Genomic DNA, 19,971 nt, shown 5'->3' on the forward strand with positions numbered 1-19,971 from the left:
TTTTCCGGAACCATCACGGGACCGGACCCGGCCTGAGTCACATCGCAAGGAGGCGACATGACCACCACGCTCGCGACCGACAGCCGCGCGCACACCGCGACCCCGGTCCTCCCGACCGCGGACGCGCACCTGACGCTCCGTCCGCTGCCCACGGGCGACGCCCGGATCACCGGCGGCTTCTGGGCCCTCCGACAGGAGCGGAACGGCCGCGACGCGGTCCGCGGCGGGTACGCCCTGCTCGAGACGGCCGGGAACTTCCGGAACCTCCGCATCGCCGCCGGCCTCGAGGAGGGCGACGCGACCGGCCCGATCTTCATGGACTCCGACGTCACGAAGTGGCTCGAGGCCGTGGCGTGGGAGTACGGGCGGGCCCCCGCCGACGACCTGCTGGAACTCCAGCGCGAGGTCACCGCCCTGTACGCCCAGGCGCAGGCCGACGACGGCTACCTCGACTCGGTGCAGCAGATCCGCGGGAAGGGCGAGCGGTACACGGACCTCAAGTGGAGCCACGAGATGTACTGCGCCGGACACCTGTACCAGGCAGCCGTCGCACAGCACCGGGCGACGGGCGACACCGGGCTGCTCGACGTCGCGATCAAGAGCGCGGACCACCTCGTCCGCACGTTCGGCGACGGCCCCGGCAAGGTCCGCGACATCGACGGCCACCCGGTGGTCGAGATGGGGCTCGTCGAGCTCTACCGTGAGACCGGCAACCGCGACTACCTCGACCTCGCGCACTGGTTCGTCGACGCCCGGGGCACCGGCATCATCGAGCGCGCCGGCGGCGAGCCGACGTACTTCTCCGACCGGGTGCCGAGCCGCCAGGCCACGACCGTCGAGGGCCACGCGGTCCGCGCCGTGTACCTCGCGGCCGGCGCCGTGGACGTCGCGATCGAGACCGGCGACACCGAGCTCCTGACCGCGAGCGAGACGCAGTTCGCGGACATGATGGCCACGAAGGCGTTCATCACCGGCGGCCTCGGCGCGCGCTGGGACTGGGAGGCGTTCGGAGACCCGTACGAGCTCCCGACCGACCGCGGGTACGCCGAGACCTGTGCGGCCATCGGCGGGATCCAGTGGGCCTGGCGCCTGCTCCTCGCGACCGGGAAGCCCGTGTACGCCGACGCGATCGAGCGCCTGCTGTACAACGCGTTCCTCGCGGGCGTGAGCCTCGCCGGCACCGAGTACTTCTACGTCAACCCGCTGCAGCAGCGTGACCACGCGCACCAGGACGAGAACCGCTCCCCCGCGCACGGCCGCCGCGGCTGGTTCGACTGCGCCTGCTGCCCGCCGAACATCATGCGGACGTTCGCGAGCCTCGACGGCTACCTCGCCACCGCGACTGACGGCGGCCTCCAGCTGCACCAGTACGCCACGGCCTCGCTCGGCCCGGTCGATGTCGAGACCGGGTACCCGCACGACGGCCGCGTGGTCGTCACCGTCACCGAGGACGGCCCGCTCGCCCTCGGCCTGCGGATCCCGTCGTGGTCGGACACCACGACGGTGCAGGGTCCGGACGGCACGGCCAGCCCCACCGCGGGCACGCTGCACGTCATCGACCGCGAGTGGGCGGCCGGCGACACCGTCGAACTCGTCTTCGACACGACGCCGCACCGGTACGTCGCCGACGCCCGGATCGACGCCGCACGCGGGCAGGTCGCCATCGAGCGCGGACCGCTCGTGTACGCGGTCGAGCAGGCGGACCAGCAGGGCTTCACGGTCGACGACCTGACGGTCGACGCCGACGCGCCGATCACCGAGGAGCGCCAAGAGGGGCTCCTCGACGGCGTCGTCACGCTGCGCGTCGCCGGACGCGCCCCGGCCGAGCACGCGCAGGCAGCGTGGCCGTACCGCCGACTGGACGGTCCAGGAGGAACGGATCACGCAGGTGCGGCGACCAGCGTCGACGACGCGGCCGGGTCCACGGCGGCCGCCACGCGCCTCCAGGACGTCACCGCCACCGCGGTCCCGTACTACGCCTGGGCGAACCGCGGAGCCGCGCCGATGCGCGTCTGGCTCCCGCTGGCGCGGTGACACGATGGACCGCAGAGCGTTCCTCGCCGGCGGTCTCGCCGGCGGGGCGGCCCTCGCCCTGGCGGGATGCTCCGGCACCCTGCCGAAGGTCGACGCGCGCGTCGCGAGCTTCGGCCGGAACGCGACCGGCACCGTGCACGTCTGGTGCCGGTCCGCGACGCAGGCCGGACTGACGGCGGCCGTCGCCGGGTTCAACAAGGCGAACCCGAAGCTGCAGGTCGAGCTGACGCCCGTGCCGGACGGACAGTACGTGACGAAGCTCGCGACCGCGATCCGTGGTGGTGAGCCGCCGGACGTCGTGGACATCGACGACATCAACTCGCAGCTGTTCATCTTCCGCGAGGCGTTCGCCGACCTCACCGACGTCGTGAAGGGGCTCGACTACTTCGACGCGATCTCGCCCGGCCACCTCCGGCTGCTCGAGTACCGCGACCGGTACTACGGGCTGCCGTACCTGGCGGACAACTCGCAGTTGTTCGTCAACACCGAGCTGTTCGACCGGGCCGGCCTCGACGTCGAGGACGCGACGAAGGACCTCGACTCGCTGCTCGCCGCCGCGAAGGCGATCCGGAAGACCGGCGACGACGTGTACGGGTGGTCGATCTCGGGCAACGCCGCGGGCATCATCGGGTTCGTCACGCAGCCGCACGTCTGGGCCACCGGCGTCGACATGATGTCCGGCGAGGTCGGCAAGCAGACGGCGAACATCACCGGCAACGAGGCGCTCGAACGCATGCTCGAGTTCTACCGGCAGCTGTGGAAGGACGGCGTGCTGTCGAAGGCGACCTACGCGGACGCCGGCACCACGTGGGGCGCCGACTTCCGGGCCGGCAAGGTCGGCATCTTCCCGACCTCGTACGGGGCGACCGTGCCCGCCGCCACGAAGGCGATGCGGGCGAAGATGCAGACGGTGCTCATCCCGTCGTGGGACGGCAAGCGTTCGTTCTTCGACGGCGGCGACAACATGTGCATCCCGAACGGGGCGGCGAACCCGTCCGGGGGCTGGGCGTTCATGCAGTACGCGAACGGTCTGCAGCAACAGCAGGCGCTGCCGGACGGCGGGTACTTCCCGACCCGGTCCGACGCCGCGACACCGGCCTACCGGAAGAAGTACCCGCTCGCGTTCGGCCCGCTCGACGCGATCGAGAAGGGGTACGCGCCGCAGACGCTCGCGTACAACCTGCTCGTGAACCAGCCCTCGTCGCCGTACTTCGCGATGTTCCGCGAGGCGGTGTTCGGCTCGGGGGCCGCTGCGGCCATGAAGACGGCGCAGTCGGACTACACGCGCATCCTCAACCAGGTCCAGGCCTGAGCGACCGCTCGCCCGTTCGCCCGTTCGCTCGTTCGCTCGTTCGCTCGTTGCACAGAGAGGTGCAGACATGACCACCGTCTCCAACCGACGGACCGGCGCCGGCCGTCCGACCGTCGGCCGTGGCGTCAGCCGCCCGGGTCCGTCCCGGAACTCGCTCACGCACCCGCCGCGCACCGGCGCCGTGCTCGTCACCCCGGCGATCGTGTTCGTCGCGGTGTTCGTCCTCGCGCCGCTGGTGTTCGCGCTCTACATCTCGTTCACGAACTGGCCCCTGATCGGCCCGTACCGGTTCATCGGGCTGCAGAACTACCTGACGCTGTTCCAGGACCCGACGTTCGTGCACGCCATCGGGTACACGCTGCTCTACACGGCGATCGTGACGGTGCCGATCCTGGCGCTCGGGTACTTCCTCGCCGTGCTCATCCGGGCCCGACGGCGCGGGTCGACGTTCCTGCGCACGGTGTTCTTCCTGCCGTACGTCGTCGGGCTGACCACGCTGTCGTTCATGCTCGTGCTCGAGGCACAACCGAACTCCGGCGCGGTGAACATGGTGCTGCGCTGGCTCGGGATCACCGACGGCAGCACGGCGTGGCTCGTGAACGGCCCGCTCGCGACGCTGCTCATCTGCGTGCTCGTCGTCTGGGCGGTGTCCGGGCTGACGATGGTGCTCGTGATGTCCGCCATGCAGGGCATCCCCGACGAGGTGTACGAGTCCGCCCAGCTCGAAGGGGCCTCGTGGTGGCAGACCGAACGCCTCATCACGATGCCGATGATCCGCTCCACGCTCGCCCTCAGCGCGATCATCTCGGTCATCGGGTCACTGCTCGCGTTCAACCAGTTCTACATCCTGACCCAGGGCGGGCCGGGCACGGAGACCACGACGATCGTCAACGCGATCTACAACCGCGGCTTCGTGAACCTGCAGCTCGGTGCGGCGACCGCCGAGTCGATCGCCCTCGTCGTCGTCATCGCCGCCGTCACCGTGTTCCAGTTCTGGGCACTGCGAGAGAAGGACTGAGCCATGAGCACCACCGCTTCCCGTGCGGGCCTCGCGGCCCCGGACCTGTCCACACGCACGCTCACCACCTCCGGCGACGGAGGCCGCCGTCGCCGCCACCAGGGCAGCGTGCGCCACCCGCGCGACACCGCGGTGAAGCGCACGCTGTACGTCATCGCCGGGGTCGGTGCGACGCTCGTGTTCGGCGTCCCGCTCACCTGGTCGATCCTGCGGGCCTTCCAGTCCGAGGCCGTCATCACGCAGGCGGCCGACCCGGCGACGTTCTTCCAGCTCGGGTGGCAGAACTTCGCCGCGGTGTTCAGCCCCTCGTCGCACCTGCTCACCGGCGTGGTGAACTCGCTCGTCGTGTCGATCGCCACGGCCGTCCTGACCGCCGTGATCGCGACGATGGCCGGGTACGGGTTCGCCCGGTTCCGGTTCCGCGGTTCCGGCGTCGTCTTCGGGCTGGTGCTGCTGACGATGATGGTGCCGTTCCAGGCGATCCTCACGCCGCTGTACCTCGAGATGAACGCGATGAAGCTCACGAACTCGCTGCTCGGGCTCGTGCTCTTCTACACGACGGTGAACCTGCCGTTCGGGGTGTTCGTGATGCGGAACGCGTTCGAGTCGATCCCGACGGAGCTCGAGGACTCGGCGTTCGTCGACGGTGCCTCGCGCTTCCGGGTCGTCGTGTCGGTGCTGCGGCCGCTGCTGCTGCCCGGTGCCGCGACGGCCGCACTGTACGCGTTCCTGGCGTCATGGACGGAGTTCCTCGGAGCGCTGACGTTCCTCACGAAGGACTCGCTCTACACGCTGCCCGTCGCGCTGCTCAACCTGCAGACCGGGGCGTACGGGCAGGTGTCGTACGGGAACCTCGTGGCCGGGTCGGTCGTGGCGATGATCCCGTGCATCGCGCTCTACGTCGGGCTGCAGCGGTTCTACGTCGCCGGGCTGTCGTCCGGCGCGCTGAAGGGCTGACGGGCGGCGCTGCCGCGCTCTGCTGTGTGCGAGGTTCCGCGCTCCGTGGGACGGCGCGAGCCCCGCACCGCGCGCGGAACCTCGCACACTGCGGCCCGCACGCCCCGCGCCCTACGCGCTCCGGCGCACCACGAGCTCGGGCACGAGCAGCGTCTCGTCCCGCGGCTCCCCCTCGACGAGGCCCCGCACGGTGTCGAGCACCCGCTCCCCCATCGCCCGGAAGTCCTGCCGCACGGTGGTGAGCGGCGGCGTGAAGTGCGCCGCCTCGGGCACGTCGTCGAAGCCCACCACGGCGATGTCGTCCGGCACCCGCAGTCCCTCGTCCGCGAAGGCGTGCAGGACCCCGAGCGCCATCTGGTCGTTCCCGGCGAAGACCGCGTCGACGGTGTGCACGTCGATGGTCCGGGCAGCCGCGAACCCGCTCGCCGGGGTCCAGTCGCCGTCGAGCACCACGGGCTCGAGCCCCGCGTCGCGCATGATCCGCTCGTAGGTCACCCGGCGGACCTCGGACTCCTGCGAGACCGCGGGGCCGGCGATGTGCACGATCCGGCGGTGCCCGCGGGCGAACAGGTGCTCCATCACGAGCGAGGTCCCCGCCGCCTGGTCGATCGCGACCGCCGCGACGCTCGGCGCCACCGGGGCCCTGGCCGCGTCCCGCTGCACGGCGTTCGCGACGACGACGGGCACCGAGACCGGGACGGTCAGCGAGGCGAGGGCGTCGAGCACCCGGTTGTCGGCGGCGACGAGCACGATGGCGGCGACGTCCTGGGCGAGCAGCGTCACGAGGGCGTTCGACAGGTCGACGGGGCGCGGGTCGTCGGGCAGCGTCGAGAGCAGGACGTGGTAGCCGGCGGACCGGGCTGCCCGCTCGAACCCGATGGCGGTGCTCGACGGTCCGTACAGCGCGTCCCCGGCCGTGATGATGCCGAGCGCACGACTGCGCCCCCCGGCGAGCGCCCGGGCCGCGGCGCGGGGCCGGTACCCGAGCTCGGTGACCGCGTCGGACACCTGGGCGCGGAACTGCTCGCGGACCGTCGGGTCGCCGTTGATCACCCGCGAGACGGTCTGGTGGGAGACGCCCGCGCGCTCGGCGACGTCGAAGATCGTGGGTGCCTTGCGACGTTTGCCGCCGGCGTCCCCGAGCGCGGTCGTGGTCGTCACGTCGCCAACCGTACCGCGCAGTCCGGCCGACGCGACAAGATCGCGAAACGGTCACGGTGAGTTGACACCCCGTCACGGAACCCCCAGTATGTGAGCGCTCACACGAGCAAATCCCTCGGGGCACAGCAGCCCCGGCACCGAGCGCGTCGACGTGGACGCGCAGGAACAGAGGTACTTCGATGATGAAGCGCAAGATCGTCGCGGGCGTCGCCGCCCTCGGCATCGCCATCGCACTCGCCGGCTGCTCCGCCGGCGGACGCGCGTCCACCGACGGTGGGAGCAGCAGCGGCGACAACAAGGGCGCCCTGGTGGGCGTCGCGATGCCGACCAAGGTCTCGGAACGCTGGATCAAGGACGGCAACGCCGTCAAGAGCGACCTCGAGAAGGCCGGCTACAAGGTCGACCTCGAGTACGGCGACAACAAGGTCCAGCAGCAGGCGCAGCAGGTCAGCAACATGATCACGAAGGGCGCGAAGGTCCTCATCATCGCGTCGATCGACGGCGGCGCGCTCTCCGACCAGCTCGACGCCGCCGCCAAGGCCGGCATCAAGGTGATCTCCTACGACCGCCTGCTCACGGGCAACAAGAACGTCGACTACTACGTGTCGTTCGACAACGAGAAGGTCGGCGTCGACCAGGCTACGAGCCTGCTCACCGGCCTCGGCGTGCTCGACGCGGACGGCAAGAAGACCGGCGAGAAGGGCCCCTTCAACATCGAGGTCTTCGCCGGCTCGCTCGACGACAACAACGCGGGCTTCTTCTTCGACGGTGCGATGAAGACCCTCAAGCCGTACCTCGAGGACGGCACCCTGAAGATCCAGTCCGGCCAGGACCAGCTCTCCCAGGCCGCGACGCAGCAGTGGGACCCGGCGACCGCCAAGGCCCGCATGCAGAACCTCATCGCGAAGTCCTACTCCGGCGGCACCACGCTGAACGGCGTGCTCTCGCCCTACGACGGCATGTCGATCGGCATCATCTCGGCGCTGCAGGGCGCCGGGTACGGCTCGAGCGACCGCCCGCTCCCGACCATCACGGGACAGGACGCCGAGCAGGCCAGCGTGAAGTCGATCATCGCCGGTCAGCAGTACTCGACCATCTACAAGGACACGCGCAAGCTCGCCAAGCAGTCGGTCACCATGGCCGAGGACCTGCTCACCGGCAAGAAGCCCGAGGTCAACGACACGAAGAGCTACGACAACAAGGTCAAGGTCGTCCCGACCTACCTGTTCCAGCCGACCGTCGTGACGAAGGACAACTACAAGGAAGTCCTCGTCGACTCGGGCTACTACACCGAGGCCGACCTCAAGTAGGACGCAACCCATCTGTCGGACTGGAGGCGCGGGTCGACCCCGCCCCGCGCCTCCAGTCCGTCACCACCCGCGCGCCCACGCGCGGACGACGAAAAGGCGGTCCCACATGGCGGACACCATCCTCGAGATGCGTGACATCACCAAGACGTTCCCCGGGGTCAAGGCGCTGCAGGGGGTCTCGATCGAGGTCGAGCGCGGCCAGGTCCACGCGATCTGCGGCGAGAACGGCGCCGGCAAGTCCACCCTGATGAAGGTGCTGTCCGGGGTCTACCCGCACGGCTCCTTCGACGGCGAGATCCTCATCGACGGATCCCCCGTCGAGTTCGGCGACATCAACGGCTCGGAAGCGGCCGGGGTCGTGATCATCCACCAGGAGCTCGCGCTCAGCCCGTTCCTGTCGATCGCCGAGAACATCTTCCTCGGCAACGAACAGTCGAAGGCCGGGTTCATCGACTGGAACAAGACGAACCTCGCGGCCGCCGAGCTCCTGCAGCGCGTCGGCCTCAAGGACAACCCGGTCACGAAGATCGTCGACATCGGTGTCGGCAAGCAGCAGCTCGTCGAGATCGCGAAGGCCCTGTCGAAGCGGGTGAAGCTCCTCATCCTCGACGAGCCGACGGCGGCGCTGAACGACGACGACTCGACGCACCTGCTCGACCTCATCCGGTCGCTGCAGGCCGAGGGGATGACGGCGATCATCATCAGCCACAAGCTCAACGAGATCAAGGCGATCGCGGACAAGGTCACGATCATCCGCGACGGCAAGACCATCGAGACGCTCGACATGCACGCCGACGACGTCTCCGAGGACCGGATCATCCGCGGCATGGTCGGTCGCGACCTGTCGAACCGGTACCCCGAGCGCGAGGACCCGCAGATCGGCGAGGAACTCCTCCGCATCGAGGACTGGACCGTCCACCACCAGCTCGACGCCTCGCGCGAGATCATCCACCAGGCGAACCTCTCCGTCCGCGCGGGCGAGGTCGTCGGCATCGCCGGGCTCATGGGCGCCGGACGGACCGAGCTCGCGATGAGCGTGTTCGGCCAGTCCTACGGCACCGGGATCAGCGGCACCGTGTACAAGCGCGGCGTCCCGATCAAGACCCACACGGTGTCGCAGGCGATCGACAACGGCATCGCCTACGTCACCGAGGACCGGAAGCGCTACGGGCTCAACCTCATCGACGACATCAAGCGGAACATCTCCGGGTCGGCGCTCGGGAAGCTCGCGAACTGGGGCTTCGTCAACGCGTCCGAGGAGACCACCGTCGCCGGGCAGTTCCTCCGCAGCCTCAACATCAAGGCACCGAACGTCGACGTCGTCACCGGGAAGCTCTCCGGCGGCAACCAGCAGAAGGTCGTCCTGTCGAAGTGGATGTACGCCGACCCCGACGTGCTCATCCTCGACGAGCCCACGCGAGGCATCGACGTCGGCGCGAAGTACGAGATCTACACGATCATCAACCAGCTCGCAGACCAGGGGAAGGGGATCATCGTGATCTCCTCCGAGCTCCCCGAGCTCCTCGGCATCTGCGACCGCATCTACACGCTCTCCGAGGGCACGATCACCGCCGACGTGCCCCGCTCCGAGGCCACGCCCGAGGCCCTCATGCAGTACATGACCCAGGAACGGGAGACCCCTGTCAATGAACGCGCTTAAGTCCGCCGCCGGCTACCTCACCGGGCAGCTCCGACAGATCGGCCTGTTCATCGCGCTGATCGTCATCGTCATCTTCTTCCAGGTGACGACGAACGGCATCACCCTCGCCCCGATCAACGTCTCGAACCTGATCGTCCAGAACAGCTACATCCTCATCCTCGCCATCGGCATGGTGATGGTCATCATCGCCGGGCACATCGACCTCTCGGTCGGCTCGGTCGTGGCCTTCACCGGCGCCATGGCCGGCGTCATGATCACGCAGTGGGGCCTGCCCTGGCCGATCGCGGTCGTGCTCTGCCTGGTGGTCGGCGCCCTCGTCGGTGCCTGGCAGGGGTTCTGGATCGCCTACTTCGGGATCCCCGCGTTCATCGTCACGCTCGCGGGCATGCTCGCGTTCCGTGGCGCCGCGCAGATCGTCCTGCACAACCAGCAGATCTCGCCGTTCCCGGAGGGCTTCCGCTCCCTCGGCTCCGGCTTCCTGCCGTCGTTCGGCACCACCGGGTACGAGCCGCTCACGATGATCCTCGGCTTCGCGGCCGCGATCGTCCTCGTGGTCACGGCGTTCCGCGGTCGTGCCACACGGCGCAAGTACCAGCTCGAGAGCGAGCCGTTCGCCTGGTTCATCACGAAGCTCGCCTTCACGGTCGCGCTCGTCATCTACGTGGCGCTCCTGCTCGCGAGCTACAACGGCACCCCGATCGTGCTCGTCGTGCTCGGTGCGCTCGTGGTGATCTACTCGGTCGTCATGCGGAGCGCGGTGTTCGGCCGCCACATCTACGCGATCGGCGGGAACGCCCTCGCAGCCCAGCTGTCCGGTGTGAAGACGAAGCGGGTCACGTTCCTGCTCTTCGTCAACATGGGCGTCATCTCGGCCCTGGCCGGCGTGGTGTTCACCGGCCAGCTCAACCTCGCGGCTCCGGGTGCCGGCAACGGCTTCGAGCTCGACGCCATCGCCGCAGTGTTCATCGGCGGCGCGGCCGTCACCGGTGGCATCGGGACGGTGCCGGGAGCGATCGTCGGTGGTCTCATCATCGGCATCCTGAACAACGGCATGTCGATCCTCGGCATCGGGACCGAGTACCAGTCGCTCATCAAGGGCCTGGTGCTGCTCGCCGCCGTCGCGTTCGACGTGTTCAACAAGCGCCGGGCGGCGTCCGCGCGCAAGTAGCGCGGGCGCGCGCGTCGCCCCCGAGACTCGGCCTGGCGGACACGTTCGCGGCATCCGTGCCGCGGAACTGTCCGCCGGGCCGAGTCTCGGTTCAGTGGGCGGCCGTCAGGACGGCCCAGGCGGCGCCCTGGAGGCGCAGGGTCCCGTCCCCGACGTCGGCTCCGCCCGCCTCGACGCGCGTCGCACCCGCTGTGGGCAGGTCGACGGGATCGGGCGACAGGTTCAGGGCGGTCACCACCGCCCGCTCCGCGGTCGCGGTCCGCAGCACGATCGCGGTGTTCGTCAGGTGGACGACGTCGGTGTGGGCGCGGTGCAGCCAGGGCTCGCGGCGACGGAGGGCGATGAGCGCCTCGTACGTGTGCGTGAGCGCCACGGACTCGGGCGGAGCGGCTGGGAACTCCGGGCGGACGGCATCGTCCCCGCCGACGCGCTCCTCCTTCACCCCCGTCCAGCCGTACTCGTCACCGGCCCAGACGCTCGGGGTCCCGGCGACCGTGAAGAGGACGGCGGCGGCGTGCCCGGCGAACCGCTCCCCCACGGCGCTCGCGATGCGCGTCACGTCGTGGTTGCCGACGAACGTGCTCGGCGCCTGTGCAGCGAGCAGTTCGTCGTGCCGTTCGACGGCGTGGGCGAGCTCGAAGCAGTTCCGGTCGGCGATGCCGTGCCAGATGCCCTGCCAGAGCTCGTACTGCGTGGTGGAGTCGACCGTCGAGGCGCGGACGAACGCAGCCGTGTCGCCGTGGATGACCTCGCCCGTGAACCAGGCGTCCGGGAAGCGCTCCCGGACGCGCGGCAGCACCCGTGCCCAGAACGCCGTCGGTACCGCGTAGGCCGCGTCGAGTCGCCAGCCGTCGACGCCCCGTGCGAGCCAGTGCGTCATCACCTCGACGACGAGGTCCTCGGTGGCCCGGCTGCCGTGGTCGAGCGCGACCAGGATGTCGTGCCCCTCGAAGAGTCCGACCGGCACGTCGTCGCCGGGCGACCAGCCTGCCCAGTCGATCGCGAACAGATCCGCCGTCGGCGCGTCCGGGCCCTGCTCCTCGACGGCGCGGAAGGCCGGGTGCTCCCGTCCGACGTGGTTGAACACCCCGTCGAGCAGGACCCGGATCCCCCGGTCGTGCGCGGCCGTGACGAGCCGGTCGAAGTCGTCGTCGTCACCGAGCCGCGGGTCGATCCGGAAGTGGTCGACCGTGTCGTAGCCGTGCGTCGAGCTCGTGAAGACGGGGCCCAGCAGCAGCCCGTTCAGCCCGAGGTCCACGACGTGGTCGAGCCAGGGCTCGATGCGGCCGAGCCGGTGGTCGACGGAGCGTTCGTCCACGGGGGTGTCCGGCCGGACGTCGGCACCGACGAACCCGAGTGGGTAGACGTGCCACCACATGACGTGCTCGACCCAGGCGGGCTCGGCGGGACGCTCGGGTGCAGTGTCGGTGTTCACCGACCCGATCGTGCCAGCGCCGGCTGGGTCACGCGTGCCGGTGCTGAGGACGGACAGGGTGCCGAGGACCATGATGGAGGAATGGGACGGGCGATCAGGACGGCAGCGGATGCATCGGCATCCGAGGCAGCGCACGCCGAGCGCACCTGCGCCGCGTGCGGACGACGGATGCCCGAGTCCGCCGGGCCGGAGGCGAAGTGGTGCTCGGCAGCGTGCCGGAAGCACGGGGTCGACGAAACCGACCTCGCGCTCGAGCAGCGCATCGACGAACTCCTCGCCGCACGGGCCCGCACGTCCAGCATCTGCCCGTCCGACGCCGCCCGGGCCCTCGACCCCGACGGCTGGCGTGACCTGATGGAACCCGCCCGGCGTGCGGCGCGGCGGATGATGTCCAGAGGCGAGGTCGAGATCACCCAGCACGGCAGCGTCGTCGACCCGTCCACCGCCAAGGGCCCGATCCGTATCCGCCGACCGCGCTGACATGGACGACCGCCTCGTCACGGCCACTCACCGCGCCGATCACCTCGCTGCCGTCGGCGGCACCGTCATCGGCATCTCGCAACAGGCCGCCCTCGCCGGACTCTCGGTGTTGTGGACCGCACTCGGCGCCGTCGGGACTACCCGGCCCGCGGAACTCGTCTGGACGATCATCGCAGCGATCGGTGCAGTGCTCACCGTCACCGTGTGGATCCGTGCCCGCCGGACCGGGGCCTTGCTGCCGTTCTTCCTCACCGCTCCCGAGCGGCCGCTCGCGGTCCTCACCCCGGCGCAACGTCGCGAACTCCGACGACAGTTGCGGCGACCCGGCACCGTCACGGAACCGTACGCAGGACTCGTCCGGAGCATGATCGACTGGCAGCGCCGCTCGTCGCGTGCCGCCGTCCCGGTGCTCGTCGGGATGTTCCTCAGTCTGGTCGGGCTCTCCGGTTCGGTCGCGATGACCAACGGGACGGCTGGATGGTCCTTGATGGTCGGCCTCCTCGCCGTCGCCGTGTTCATCACCGTGGTCAGTCGCCTCGAATCGCGGCGTCAACTGCTCGTCCGGGAACAAGCACAGCACGACACGTGTTGACCACCGGGATGACCCTCGACGACACCGCCGCACAGTCCCCCGACCGTCCCCGAGCCCTCGTGGTGGGTGCCAGCGGCATCACCGGATCGGCGCTCGTCGCGCACCTGCTCGACCTCGGGTGGGAGGTGACCGCACTCTCCCGCCGGCCCCTCGCCCGCGACGGTGTCCGCACCGTGGCCGCGGACCTGCGCGACCCGGAGTCGCTGGGCACCGCCCTCGCCGACGAGCGCCCGACCCACGTCTTCTTCACCGCCTGGCAGCGGCAGGACACCGAGGCCGAGAACATCCGCGTGAACGGCGGCATGGTGCGCGACCTGCTCGCCGCCCTCGCCCACGCGCCGCTCGAGCACGTCGCCCTCGTGACCGGCCTGAAGCACTACCTCGGTCCGTTCGAGGCGTACGCCGCCGGCGAGATGCCCGACACCCCGTTCCACGAGGAAGAACCGCGCCTCGACACCCCGAACTTCTACTACGCCCAGGAGGACGAGCTCTTCGCCGCCGCCGACCGCCAGGGCTTCACCTGGTCGGTGCACCGCTCGCACACGGTGATCGGCCACGCGGTCGGCAACGCGATGAACATGGGGCTGACGATCGCGGTGCAGGCGACCCTGGCGAAGGAGCTCGGTCTGGACTTCGTGTTCCCGGGCAGCGAGGCGCAGTGGAACGGCCTCACCGACATGACGGACGCCGGCATCCTGGCCGAGCACATGGTCTGGGCGTCGACCACGCCCGAGGGTGCCGACGAGGCGTTCAACATCGTGAACGGCGACGTGTTCCGCTGGCGCTGGATGTGGCCCCGGCTCGCCGCCCACCTCGGTGTCGACCCGGCGCGGGTCGTGGGGTACGAGGATGCGCCGCGTCCGCTCGAGGAGCAGATGGCGCCGCACGAGGCTGCGTGGGCCGACATCGCGGAGCGCCACGGCCTCGTCGAACCCGACATCGCCCGGCTCGCCTCGTGGTGGCACACCGACGCCGACCTCGGTCGCGCGATGGAGGTCGTCACCGACATGGGCAAGAGCCGCGACGCCGGTTTCACCGCCTTCCGTCGCACCGAACGCGCCTTCGCCGAGCTGTTCGACCGCTACCGGGCCGACCGACTGATCCCCTGATCCGTACCCCGGTGGAAGTATTCGGGGTACACGAACCTGCGGCCCGGCCGCGAGCCGCGCTGCTGGCCCTGGTTGTCTTCGTGGCACAGGCCCCGAGGACCCTCGGCGGTCCCCGGAGGAAGGAAGACACCATGTCGCTCGGAGACAAGGCGAAGGACGTCACCCAGAAGGTCGTCGGCAAGGTCGAGGAAGCAGTCGGCAAGCACACCGACGACGACGAGCTCAAGCACCAGGGCCAGAAGGACCAGGTCATGGGCGAGGGCCGTCTCGAGACCGAGAAGGCGAAGGACCACCTCGACGGTCACTGAGCCCATCGCACCACGCAACGCCCGCGCCCGACGGCGCGGGCGTTCGTCGTCTCAGAAGGCGTAGCGGATGCGGCAGCTCGGCAGGTGCTCCGCGACGAGTTCCCGGAACCGCTCGACCAGCTGCCCCTTCATCCCGGAGCGGTAGCGGACGTTGACCGCGCCGTTCTGCGACACCTTCTGCTCCTGCAGGTCCGGGCGCCACAACAGGTCCTCGGCCTTCGGGTGCCAGCCGAGGTTGACCTCGTGCAGGGGCTCGTTGTGGGTGAGGAAGATGACCTCGGCCGCGAGCTGCGCCTTCGCCGCCGGGGAGAGGACGTCGTCCACCTGACGCAGGAGGTCGGCCCAGTCGGACTCCCACGTCGGGGTCAGGGTGACGGGCGAGAAGTTGAGGTGGACCTCGTACCCGGCGTCGACGAAGTCGTTCACCGCGGCGATCCGCTCGGCGATCGGGCTGGTGCGGATGTCGGTGACCTTCGCGGTGTCGTGCGGCATGAGCGAGAACCGGATGCGCGTGCGCCCCATCGGGTCCCAGTCGAGCAGGTCGCGGTTGACGTACTTCGTCGCGAAGGAGGCCTTGGCCGTCGGTGACATCCGGAACAGGTCGCAGAGGTCCCGCACGTTGTCGCTGAGCATCGCGTCCACCGAGCAGTCGCTGTTCTCGCCGATGTCGTAGACCCACGCGTGCGGGTCGCACTGGTTCGGTTCGGTCTTCGGCCCCTGCTTCGCGATGTTGCGGGCGACGTGCTTCGTGATCTGGTCGATGTTCGCGAAGACCGTCACCGGGTTGCTGTAGCCCTTGCGCCGCGGGACGTAGCAGTAGGCGCACGCCATGGCACAGCCGTTCGCCGTCGACGGGGCGATGAAGTCCGCCGAGCGCCCGTTCGGCCGGGTCACGAGCGACTTCTTCACGCCGAGAACGAGCGCCTCGGTCTTGATGCGCACCCACCGCTGGACGTTCCGTTCGTCGCCGTGCACCTCGGGGATGTTCCAGTGCGACTCGACGGGGACGATCTCGGCGTCGGGCCACTGCCCGACGACCTCCTGCCCGCGCTGGAGCCCGAGGGCTGCCGGCTCGGCGTAGATCCGGCGGACGTCGAGCAGGGCGCGGGTGCGGGGTTCGGGCATCACCGCCGTTCTACCGCCCACCCCTGACAGACTGGCGGCATGACCGCGACGCCCGACGACCACTTCTTCGTGGTCGACGGTCGGCGGTGGCGACGGACCGACCCGGCGCTCCCCGAGGACGTCGCCGCAGCACTCCGGTCGCACCTCGGTCGGGGCCGCAACGCCGTCAAGCAGGCCAAGCACTCCGGCGACGAGGACGCCCTCGCCGCAGCACGGCACCGCAACGGCCTGGCGAAGCACGGGCTCGGCGAACGCGGACCCGAGTGGTGGACCCGCCCCGAGGCCGACCGGATCGCCGACGCCCGAGCGGCCCTCGCCGACCTCGACGCGCTCGACACCGATTCGCCCGACGCCTCGAGCCGGCCGCTGCCGTGAAGACCATCCGGCCGCCGCGACTCGACCGCGTGCTCAACATGATCGTCTTCGGTCCCGTCGGCATCGGGACGGGTGCCGCGGTTGCTTCGGTCGCCTTCTCACGGGGCGCGTCAGCCCGGGTCTTCGTCTTCGTCCTGGGTGTCGTGTTCGCTGCGATCGCTACCTGGGTGTTGGTCCGGCTCCCGCGGCTCGGCGTCCAACTGTGCGGAGACACGCTGCGGTACCACGGCTTCCTCGTCAGCTGGTCGGCGCCGCGCGACGGCATCACCACGGTGCTCGACGACGCGTTCGTCGAGTGGCGTGATGACAGCGGCACGGAACACCGGCGGCAGATCTGGATGCTCACGCAGGCGTGGGAGGACGACGGCACCAAGTTCGCCCCACTGTGGCGGTGGCGACGTGCGGCGCTGCTCGAGGTGCGGGCGTGGGCCGGAGCTCGAGCAGTCTGACTCCCGGAGCGGTCAGGGGCGGTAGTCGTCGGGCTTGTTCGGGGTCGGGGTCGGCGGCGCTCCCGCACCGACGATCCCGCCGGAACCGAACGAGGTGAGCACCCCCGCCAGGACGTGGAGCACGGAGACGACCACGCGCCCCACCCACTGCAGCACCCGCACCATCGCATCCCCCTCGGCTGCTCGGACTCCAGCGAAGCCTAACCCGGTCAGCCCTCCGTGTGCCCGAGGTCCGGCTCGACCCGCAGGCACACCGACCGGGACGCGGCGGCGTGCAGTTCGAGGACGACGACGTCGTTCCTCCCGGCACGGAGCACCGGTCCGGGGACGGCCAGGGTCTGCTGCGGCCCGCGGGACCAGTACCGGCCGAGGCAGAACCCGTTCACCCAGGCGACGCCCTTCCGGAACCCGTCGAGGGCGAGGTAGCGGTCCCCTGCCTCGGCGAGGTCGAACGACCCCGTGGCGAACACCGGTCCGGCCAGCACGTCGCCGTCGGTGGGCAGGGCGTCGGCGAGGATCGTCAGCGCGGCCGCGGGCATCGGGTCGAGGGCCAGGGGCGACGCGGTCCAGCGGGCGAGCGGGACCCCGTCGACGGCGATCCCGCCGATCAGGCCCTTCGGCTCGCCGATGCGTGGGCCGTAGTCGACGCGACCCTGGTCCTCGACGAGGAGCTCGAGCGTCCCGGTGACCGGGGGCAGGGCGATGGCGCGGTCGTGGTGCTCCCGCTCGAGGACCCCGACGACGATCCCCTCCACGGAGACGACCGCGCGGTCGCGGACCTCCTCACCGACGGTGAGCACGCCGCCCGACGGCAGGTCCACCTCGGTCCGGTACAGCACGAAGCCGCTCGCAGCGCCGAGGGCGTCGAACGTCGGCGGGGTGTCGTGCGCGGACCACGACGTGAGGGACGGCAGCAGGGCGCGCAGGGGTGTGACGCGGTCGAGACCGACGGCGACGTCCGAGGCGGGGGCGAGCCGAGCCTCCTGGCCCGGAGCCGACCCGACGGGACCGACGGGTCCGACGGGACCGACGGACCCGAGCCGACCCGACCCACCGGGCTGCATCGCAGCGGGCAGCGGCGGCACGGGCGCGTAGCGCTCGATGACCGAGCGGAACGCGTGGAACTTCTCCGTCGGACGCCCGGCCTCGTCAAGCGGGGCGTCGTAGTCGTACGACGTCGCGATCGGGCGGTACACACCCTTGTCGTTCGCGCCGTTCGTGAAGCCGAAGTTCGTGCCGCCGTGGAACATGTAGATGTTGACCGAGCCGCCCGCTGCCAGCAGGTCGTCGAGGTCCGATGCCGAAGCAGCGGCCGGCGTGGTGTGGTGGTGCTCGCCCCAGCTGTCGAACCAGCCGTCCCAGAACTCGGAGCACATCAGGGGGCCGGTCGGCTGGGCCTGTCGGAGCCGTGCGAGCCGTTCGACGGAACGCGAGCCGAACGACCCGGTCTTGTGCAACGAGGGCAGCGAACCGTCCTCGAGCATCGTGCCCATCGGCTGGTCGACGCTCGTGAAGGGGACGGTGAGCCCGATCGCGCGGTGCATCGCCTCGAGCTTCCGCAGGTACACGGGGTCGGAGCCGTACGCGCCGTACTCGTTCTCGACCTGCACGAGCACGATCGGCCCGCCGTGGTCGATCTGCCGCGGGACCAGCACCGGCGCGAGATGCTCCAAGTACCCCTGCACGGCGGCGAGGAACCCCGGCTCGTCGCGGCGGACCCCGACGGTGCCGTCGGCGAAGAGCCAGTACGGCAGGCCGCCGTTCGTCCACTCGGCGCAGATGTAGGGGCCGGGACGGACGATGGCGTGCATGCCCTCGGCGGCGACGAGGTCCAGGAAGCGGCCGAGGTCGAGACCGTCCTCGAAACTGAACGAAGAAGGCGACGGCGCGTGCGCGTTCCAGGCGACGTACGTCTCGATGGTGTTGAGCCCCATCAGCTTCGCCTTGCGGATCCGGTCCGCCCACAGGTCGGGGTGGACGCGGAAGTAGTGGATCGCGCCGGACAGGATCCGGTGCGGCTCGCCGTCGAGCAGGAAGTCGGTGTCGCCGATGGCGAAGCGCATGGGGGAACTCTTTCAGGAGACGGGGCCGTGCGGAAGGTTCCGCACGGCCCCGGGTCGAACTGGTGTGGTGACTACTTGGACGAGACCGTGAAGCCCTGGTCCTTGCCGTACTTCGCGAGGGCCTTCTGCCAGGCGGCGAGACCGCTCTCGAGCGAGGTGCCGTTCTCGTACGACTGGCCGACGGTGTCCGCGTACACGCTGTTCGCGTACACCTGGTAGGGCAGGTAGGTGAAGTCGTTGTCGGACGACTTCGACGCGTCGACGAGCACCTTGTTGATCTGCTGGCCGCCGAAGTACTCCGGCTTCTCGTCGAGGAACGCCGAGGACTCGAGGTCGGCGGTGGTCGACGGGAACCCACCGGACTTCATGAAGATGCCGGTCGACTCCTTCGAGGAGTTCAGCCACTTGAGGAAGCCCGCCGCGAGGGCCGGGTTCTTCGACTGCTTCATGACCGCCTCGGCGCTGCCGCCGTTGTTCGCGGTCTGCGCGGTGCCGCCGTCGTAGGTCGGCATCGGCGCGACGCGCCAGTCACCGCTGGCGTCGGCGACGCTCGCCTCGAGGTTGCCGGGCATCCAGGCGCCGGTGATGAGCGTGGCGATCTGGCCGTTGCCGAGCTGCTTGTACCAGTCGTCGCTCCAGCCGACGGTCTTCGACAGCAGACCCTGCTCGACGAGCTGGTCCCAGGTCTTGGTCCACTTCTTCGTGCCGGCGTCCTCGAGGTTGATCGTGACCTTGTCGCCCTTCGTGGTGAAGGGCGTGCCGCCGGCCTGGGCGATCATGCTCGTGGTGAAGCCCGCGTCGCCGGAGTCGGCCGCGATGTACGCGTCCGGGTCGGCCTCGTGCAGCTTCTTGGCCGCGGCGACGTACTCGTCCCACGTCGTCGGCACGTCGATGCCGTACTTGTCGAAGACCTTCTTGTTGTAGAACAGCGCCATGGGGCCGGAGTCCTGGGGCAGCCCGTAGATCTTGCCGTCCATGTCGACCGAGTTCCACGTGCTCGTCGCGAACTTGTCCTTCAGGTCGCCGAACCCGTACGAGGACAGGTCGAGCAGCGAGTCGGACAGCGCGAACTGCGGGAGCGCGTAGTACTCGACCTGGGCGACGTCGGGGGCACCCGAGCCGGCCTTGATCGTGTTCTGGAGCTTCGTGTACTGGTCGGCGCCGGTGCCGGCGTTGACGAGCTTGACCTTCACCTTGGGGTAGGCCTTCTCGAACGCGGCGACCTGGTCCTTCGCGGACGGGGTCCACGACCAGTAGGTCAGCGTGCCGCCGTCCTTGAGGGCCTTCGAGATGTCGTCGGACGACCCGCCGGACGAGGAGCCGCCGGAGGCGCAGGCGGCGAGGGCGACGGCTGCGGTGACGCCGATGGCGACGGCGCTGAGGCCGCGCCGGAGACGCTTGTTCATGGAGGTGCC

19 protein-coding genes are annotated in these 19,971 nt (G+C 70.0%); 13 read left to right on the plus strand and 6 right to left on the minus strand.

The genetic code is table 11. The features are described 5' to 3' along the window. The first annotated feature begins 57 nt into the window (after nt 1–57). The 4 genes from QE359_RS18000 (at nt 58) to QE359_RS18015 (ending at nt 5,321) form a co-directional block, all read left to right on the plus strand. Nucleotides 58–2,034: a beta-L-arabinofuranosidase domain-containing protein gene (locus QE359_RS18000; protein ID WP_309780202.1), complete on the plus strand. Its 1,977-nt coding sequence runs from the start codon at nt 58–60 to the stop codon at nt 2,032–2,034. A gap of 4 nt (nt 2,035–2,038) precedes the next feature. After that, nucleotides 2,039–3,346: a sugar ABC transporter substrate-binding protein gene (locus QE359_RS18005; protein ID WP_309780203.1), complete on the plus strand. Its 1,308-nt coding sequence runs from the start codon at nt 2,039–2,041 to the stop codon at nt 3,344–3,346. A 67-nt stretch (nt 3,347–3,413) separates the two neighbouring features. Next, entirely contained in the window at nt 3,414–4,364 is a 951-nt protein-coding gene (locus QE359_RS18010) for a carbohydrate ABC transporter permease (RefSeq protein ID WP_070418198.1), read from the plus strand. Between the two features lie 3 nt (nt 4,365–4,367). Beyond that, a complete protein-coding gene (locus QE359_RS18015) occupies nt 4,368–5,321 on the plus strand; it encodes a carbohydrate ABC transporter permease (protein WP_309780204.1) in 954 nt (317 codons plus the stop codon). A gap of 111 nt (nt 5,322–5,432) precedes the next feature. On the opposite strand, the gene QE359_RS18020 is transcribed toward QE359_RS18015, so the two are convergent. After that, entirely contained in the window at nt 5,433–6,482 is a 1,050-nt protein-coding gene (locus QE359_RS18020; RefSeq protein WP_309780205.1) for a substrate-binding domain-containing protein, read from the minus strand. A 179-nt stretch (nt 6,483–6,661) separates the two neighbouring features. On the opposite strand from QE359_RS18020, the gene chvE reads away from it, so the two are divergent. The 3 genes from chvE (at nt 6,662) to mmsB (ending at nt 10,620) form a co-directional block, all read left to right on the plus strand. Beyond that, nucleotides 6,662–7,792 (plus strand): multiple monosaccharide ABC transporter substrate-binding protein, encoded by a 1,131-nt coding sequence (gene chvE, locus QE359_RS18025; protein WP_083295236.1) that lies wholly within the window; start codon nt 6,662–6,664, stop codon nt 7,790–7,792. Nucleotides 7,793–7,898: 106 nt separating this feature from the next. After that, entirely contained in the window at nt 7,899–9,452 is a 1,554-nt protein-coding gene (mmsA, locus tag QE359_RS18030) for a multiple monosaccharide ABC transporter ATP-binding protein (RefSeq protein WP_309780206.1), read from the plus strand. After that, nucleotides 9,439–10,620: a multiple monosaccharide ABC transporter permease gene (gene mmsB, locus QE359_RS18035; RefSeq protein ID WP_071295576.1), complete on the plus strand. Its 1,182-nt coding sequence runs from the start codon at nt 9,439–9,441 to the stop codon at nt 10,618–10,620. The genes mmsA and mmsB overlap by 14 nt, the downstream gene beginning before the upstream one ends. 91 nt (nt 10,621–10,711) lie before the next feature. Here mmsB and QE359_RS18040 read toward each other — a convergent pair whose 3' ends face one another. Next, nucleotides 10,712–11,998, minus strand: a complete 1,287-nt coding sequence (locus tag QE359_RS18040; protein WP_309780469.1) for an alpha-amylase family glycosyl hydrolase — start codon at nt 11,996–11,998, stop codon at nt 10,712–10,714. Nucleotides 11,999–12,223: 225 nt separating this feature from the next. On the opposite strand from QE359_RS18040, the gene QE359_RS18045 reads away from it, so the two are divergent. The 4 genes from QE359_RS18045 (at nt 12,224) to QE359_RS18060 (ending at nt 14,544) form a co-directional block, all read left to right on the plus strand. Then, entirely contained in the window at nt 12,224–12,535 is a 312-nt protein-coding gene (locus tag QE359_RS18045; RefSeq protein ID WP_309780207.1) for a DUF3253 domain-containing protein, read from the plus strand. A gap of 1 nt (nt 12,536) precedes the next feature. Beyond that, a complete protein-coding gene (locus QE359_RS18050) occupies nt 12,537–13,127 on the plus strand; it encodes a hypothetical protein (RefSeq protein ID WP_309780208.1) in 591 nt (196 codons plus the stop codon). Nucleotides 13,128–13,135: 8 nt separating this feature from the next. Then, on the plus strand, nt 13,136–14,236 hold the full coding sequence (locus QE359_RS18055; RefSeq protein ID WP_309780209.1) for an SDR family oxidoreductase: 1,101 nt from the start codon (nt 13,136–13,138) through the stop codon (nt 14,234–14,236). A 131-nt stretch (nt 14,237–14,367) separates the two neighbouring features. Then, on the plus strand, nt 14,368–14,544 hold the full coding sequence (locus QE359_RS18060; RefSeq protein ID WP_139199296.1) for a CsbD family protein: 177 nt from the start codon (nt 14,368–14,370) through the stop codon (nt 14,542–14,544). A 51-nt stretch (nt 14,545–14,595) separates the two neighbouring features. On the opposite strand, the gene QE359_RS18065 is transcribed toward QE359_RS18060, so the two are convergent. Continuing rightward, the gene (locus tag QE359_RS18065; protein WP_309780210.1) at nt 14,596–15,669 is read right to left on the minus strand and encodes a spore photoproduct lyase family protein; all 1,074 of its coding nucleotides are present in this window, start codon (nt 15,667–15,669) and stop codon (nt 14,596–14,598) included. 39 nt (nt 15,670–15,708) lie between these two features. Between QE359_RS18065 and QE359_RS18070 the strand changes: the two genes are divergently transcribed. Beyond that, nucleotides 15,709–16,044 (plus strand): biopolymer transporter Tol, encoded by a 336-nt coding sequence (locus QE359_RS18070; RefSeq protein WP_309780211.1) that lies wholly within the window; start codon nt 15,709–15,711, stop codon nt 16,042–16,044. Beyond that, on the plus strand, nt 16,041–16,493 hold the full coding sequence (locus tag QE359_RS18075; protein WP_309780212.1) for a hypothetical protein: 453 nt from the start codon (nt 16,041–16,043) through the stop codon (nt 16,491–16,493). The genes QE359_RS18070 and QE359_RS18075 overlap by 4 nt, the downstream gene beginning before the upstream one ends. A 12-nt stretch (nt 16,494–16,505) precedes the next feature. On the opposite strand, the gene QE359_RS18080 is transcribed toward QE359_RS18075, so the two are convergent. From QE359_RS18080 to QE359_RS18090, 3 genes are all read right to left on the minus strand, one after another. After that, nucleotides 16,506–16,658 (minus strand): hypothetical protein, encoded by a 153-nt coding sequence (locus tag QE359_RS18080; RefSeq protein WP_175473683.1) that lies wholly within the window; start codon nt 16,656–16,658, stop codon nt 16,506–16,508. A 44-nt stretch (nt 16,659–16,702) separates the two neighbouring features. Next, nucleotides 16,703–18,556 (minus strand): beta-galactosidase, encoded by a 1,854-nt coding sequence (locus QE359_RS18085; RefSeq protein ID WP_309780213.1) that lies wholly within the window; start codon nt 18,554–18,556, stop codon nt 16,703–16,705. 71 nt (nt 18,557–18,627) lie between these two features. Beyond that, nucleotides 18,628–19,962 (minus strand): sugar ABC transporter substrate-binding protein, encoded by a 1,335-nt coding sequence (locus tag QE359_RS18090; RefSeq protein WP_309780214.1) that lies wholly within the window; start codon nt 19,960–19,962, stop codon nt 18,628–18,630. Between the last annotated feature and the right edge of the window lie 9 nt (nt 19,963–19,971).

The sequence above is a fragment of the Curtobacterium sp. SORGH_AS_0776 genome (assembly GCF_031453355.1).
Classification (GTDB): domain Bacteria; phylum Actinomycetota; class Actinomycetes; order Actinomycetales; family Microbacteriaceae; genus Curtobacterium.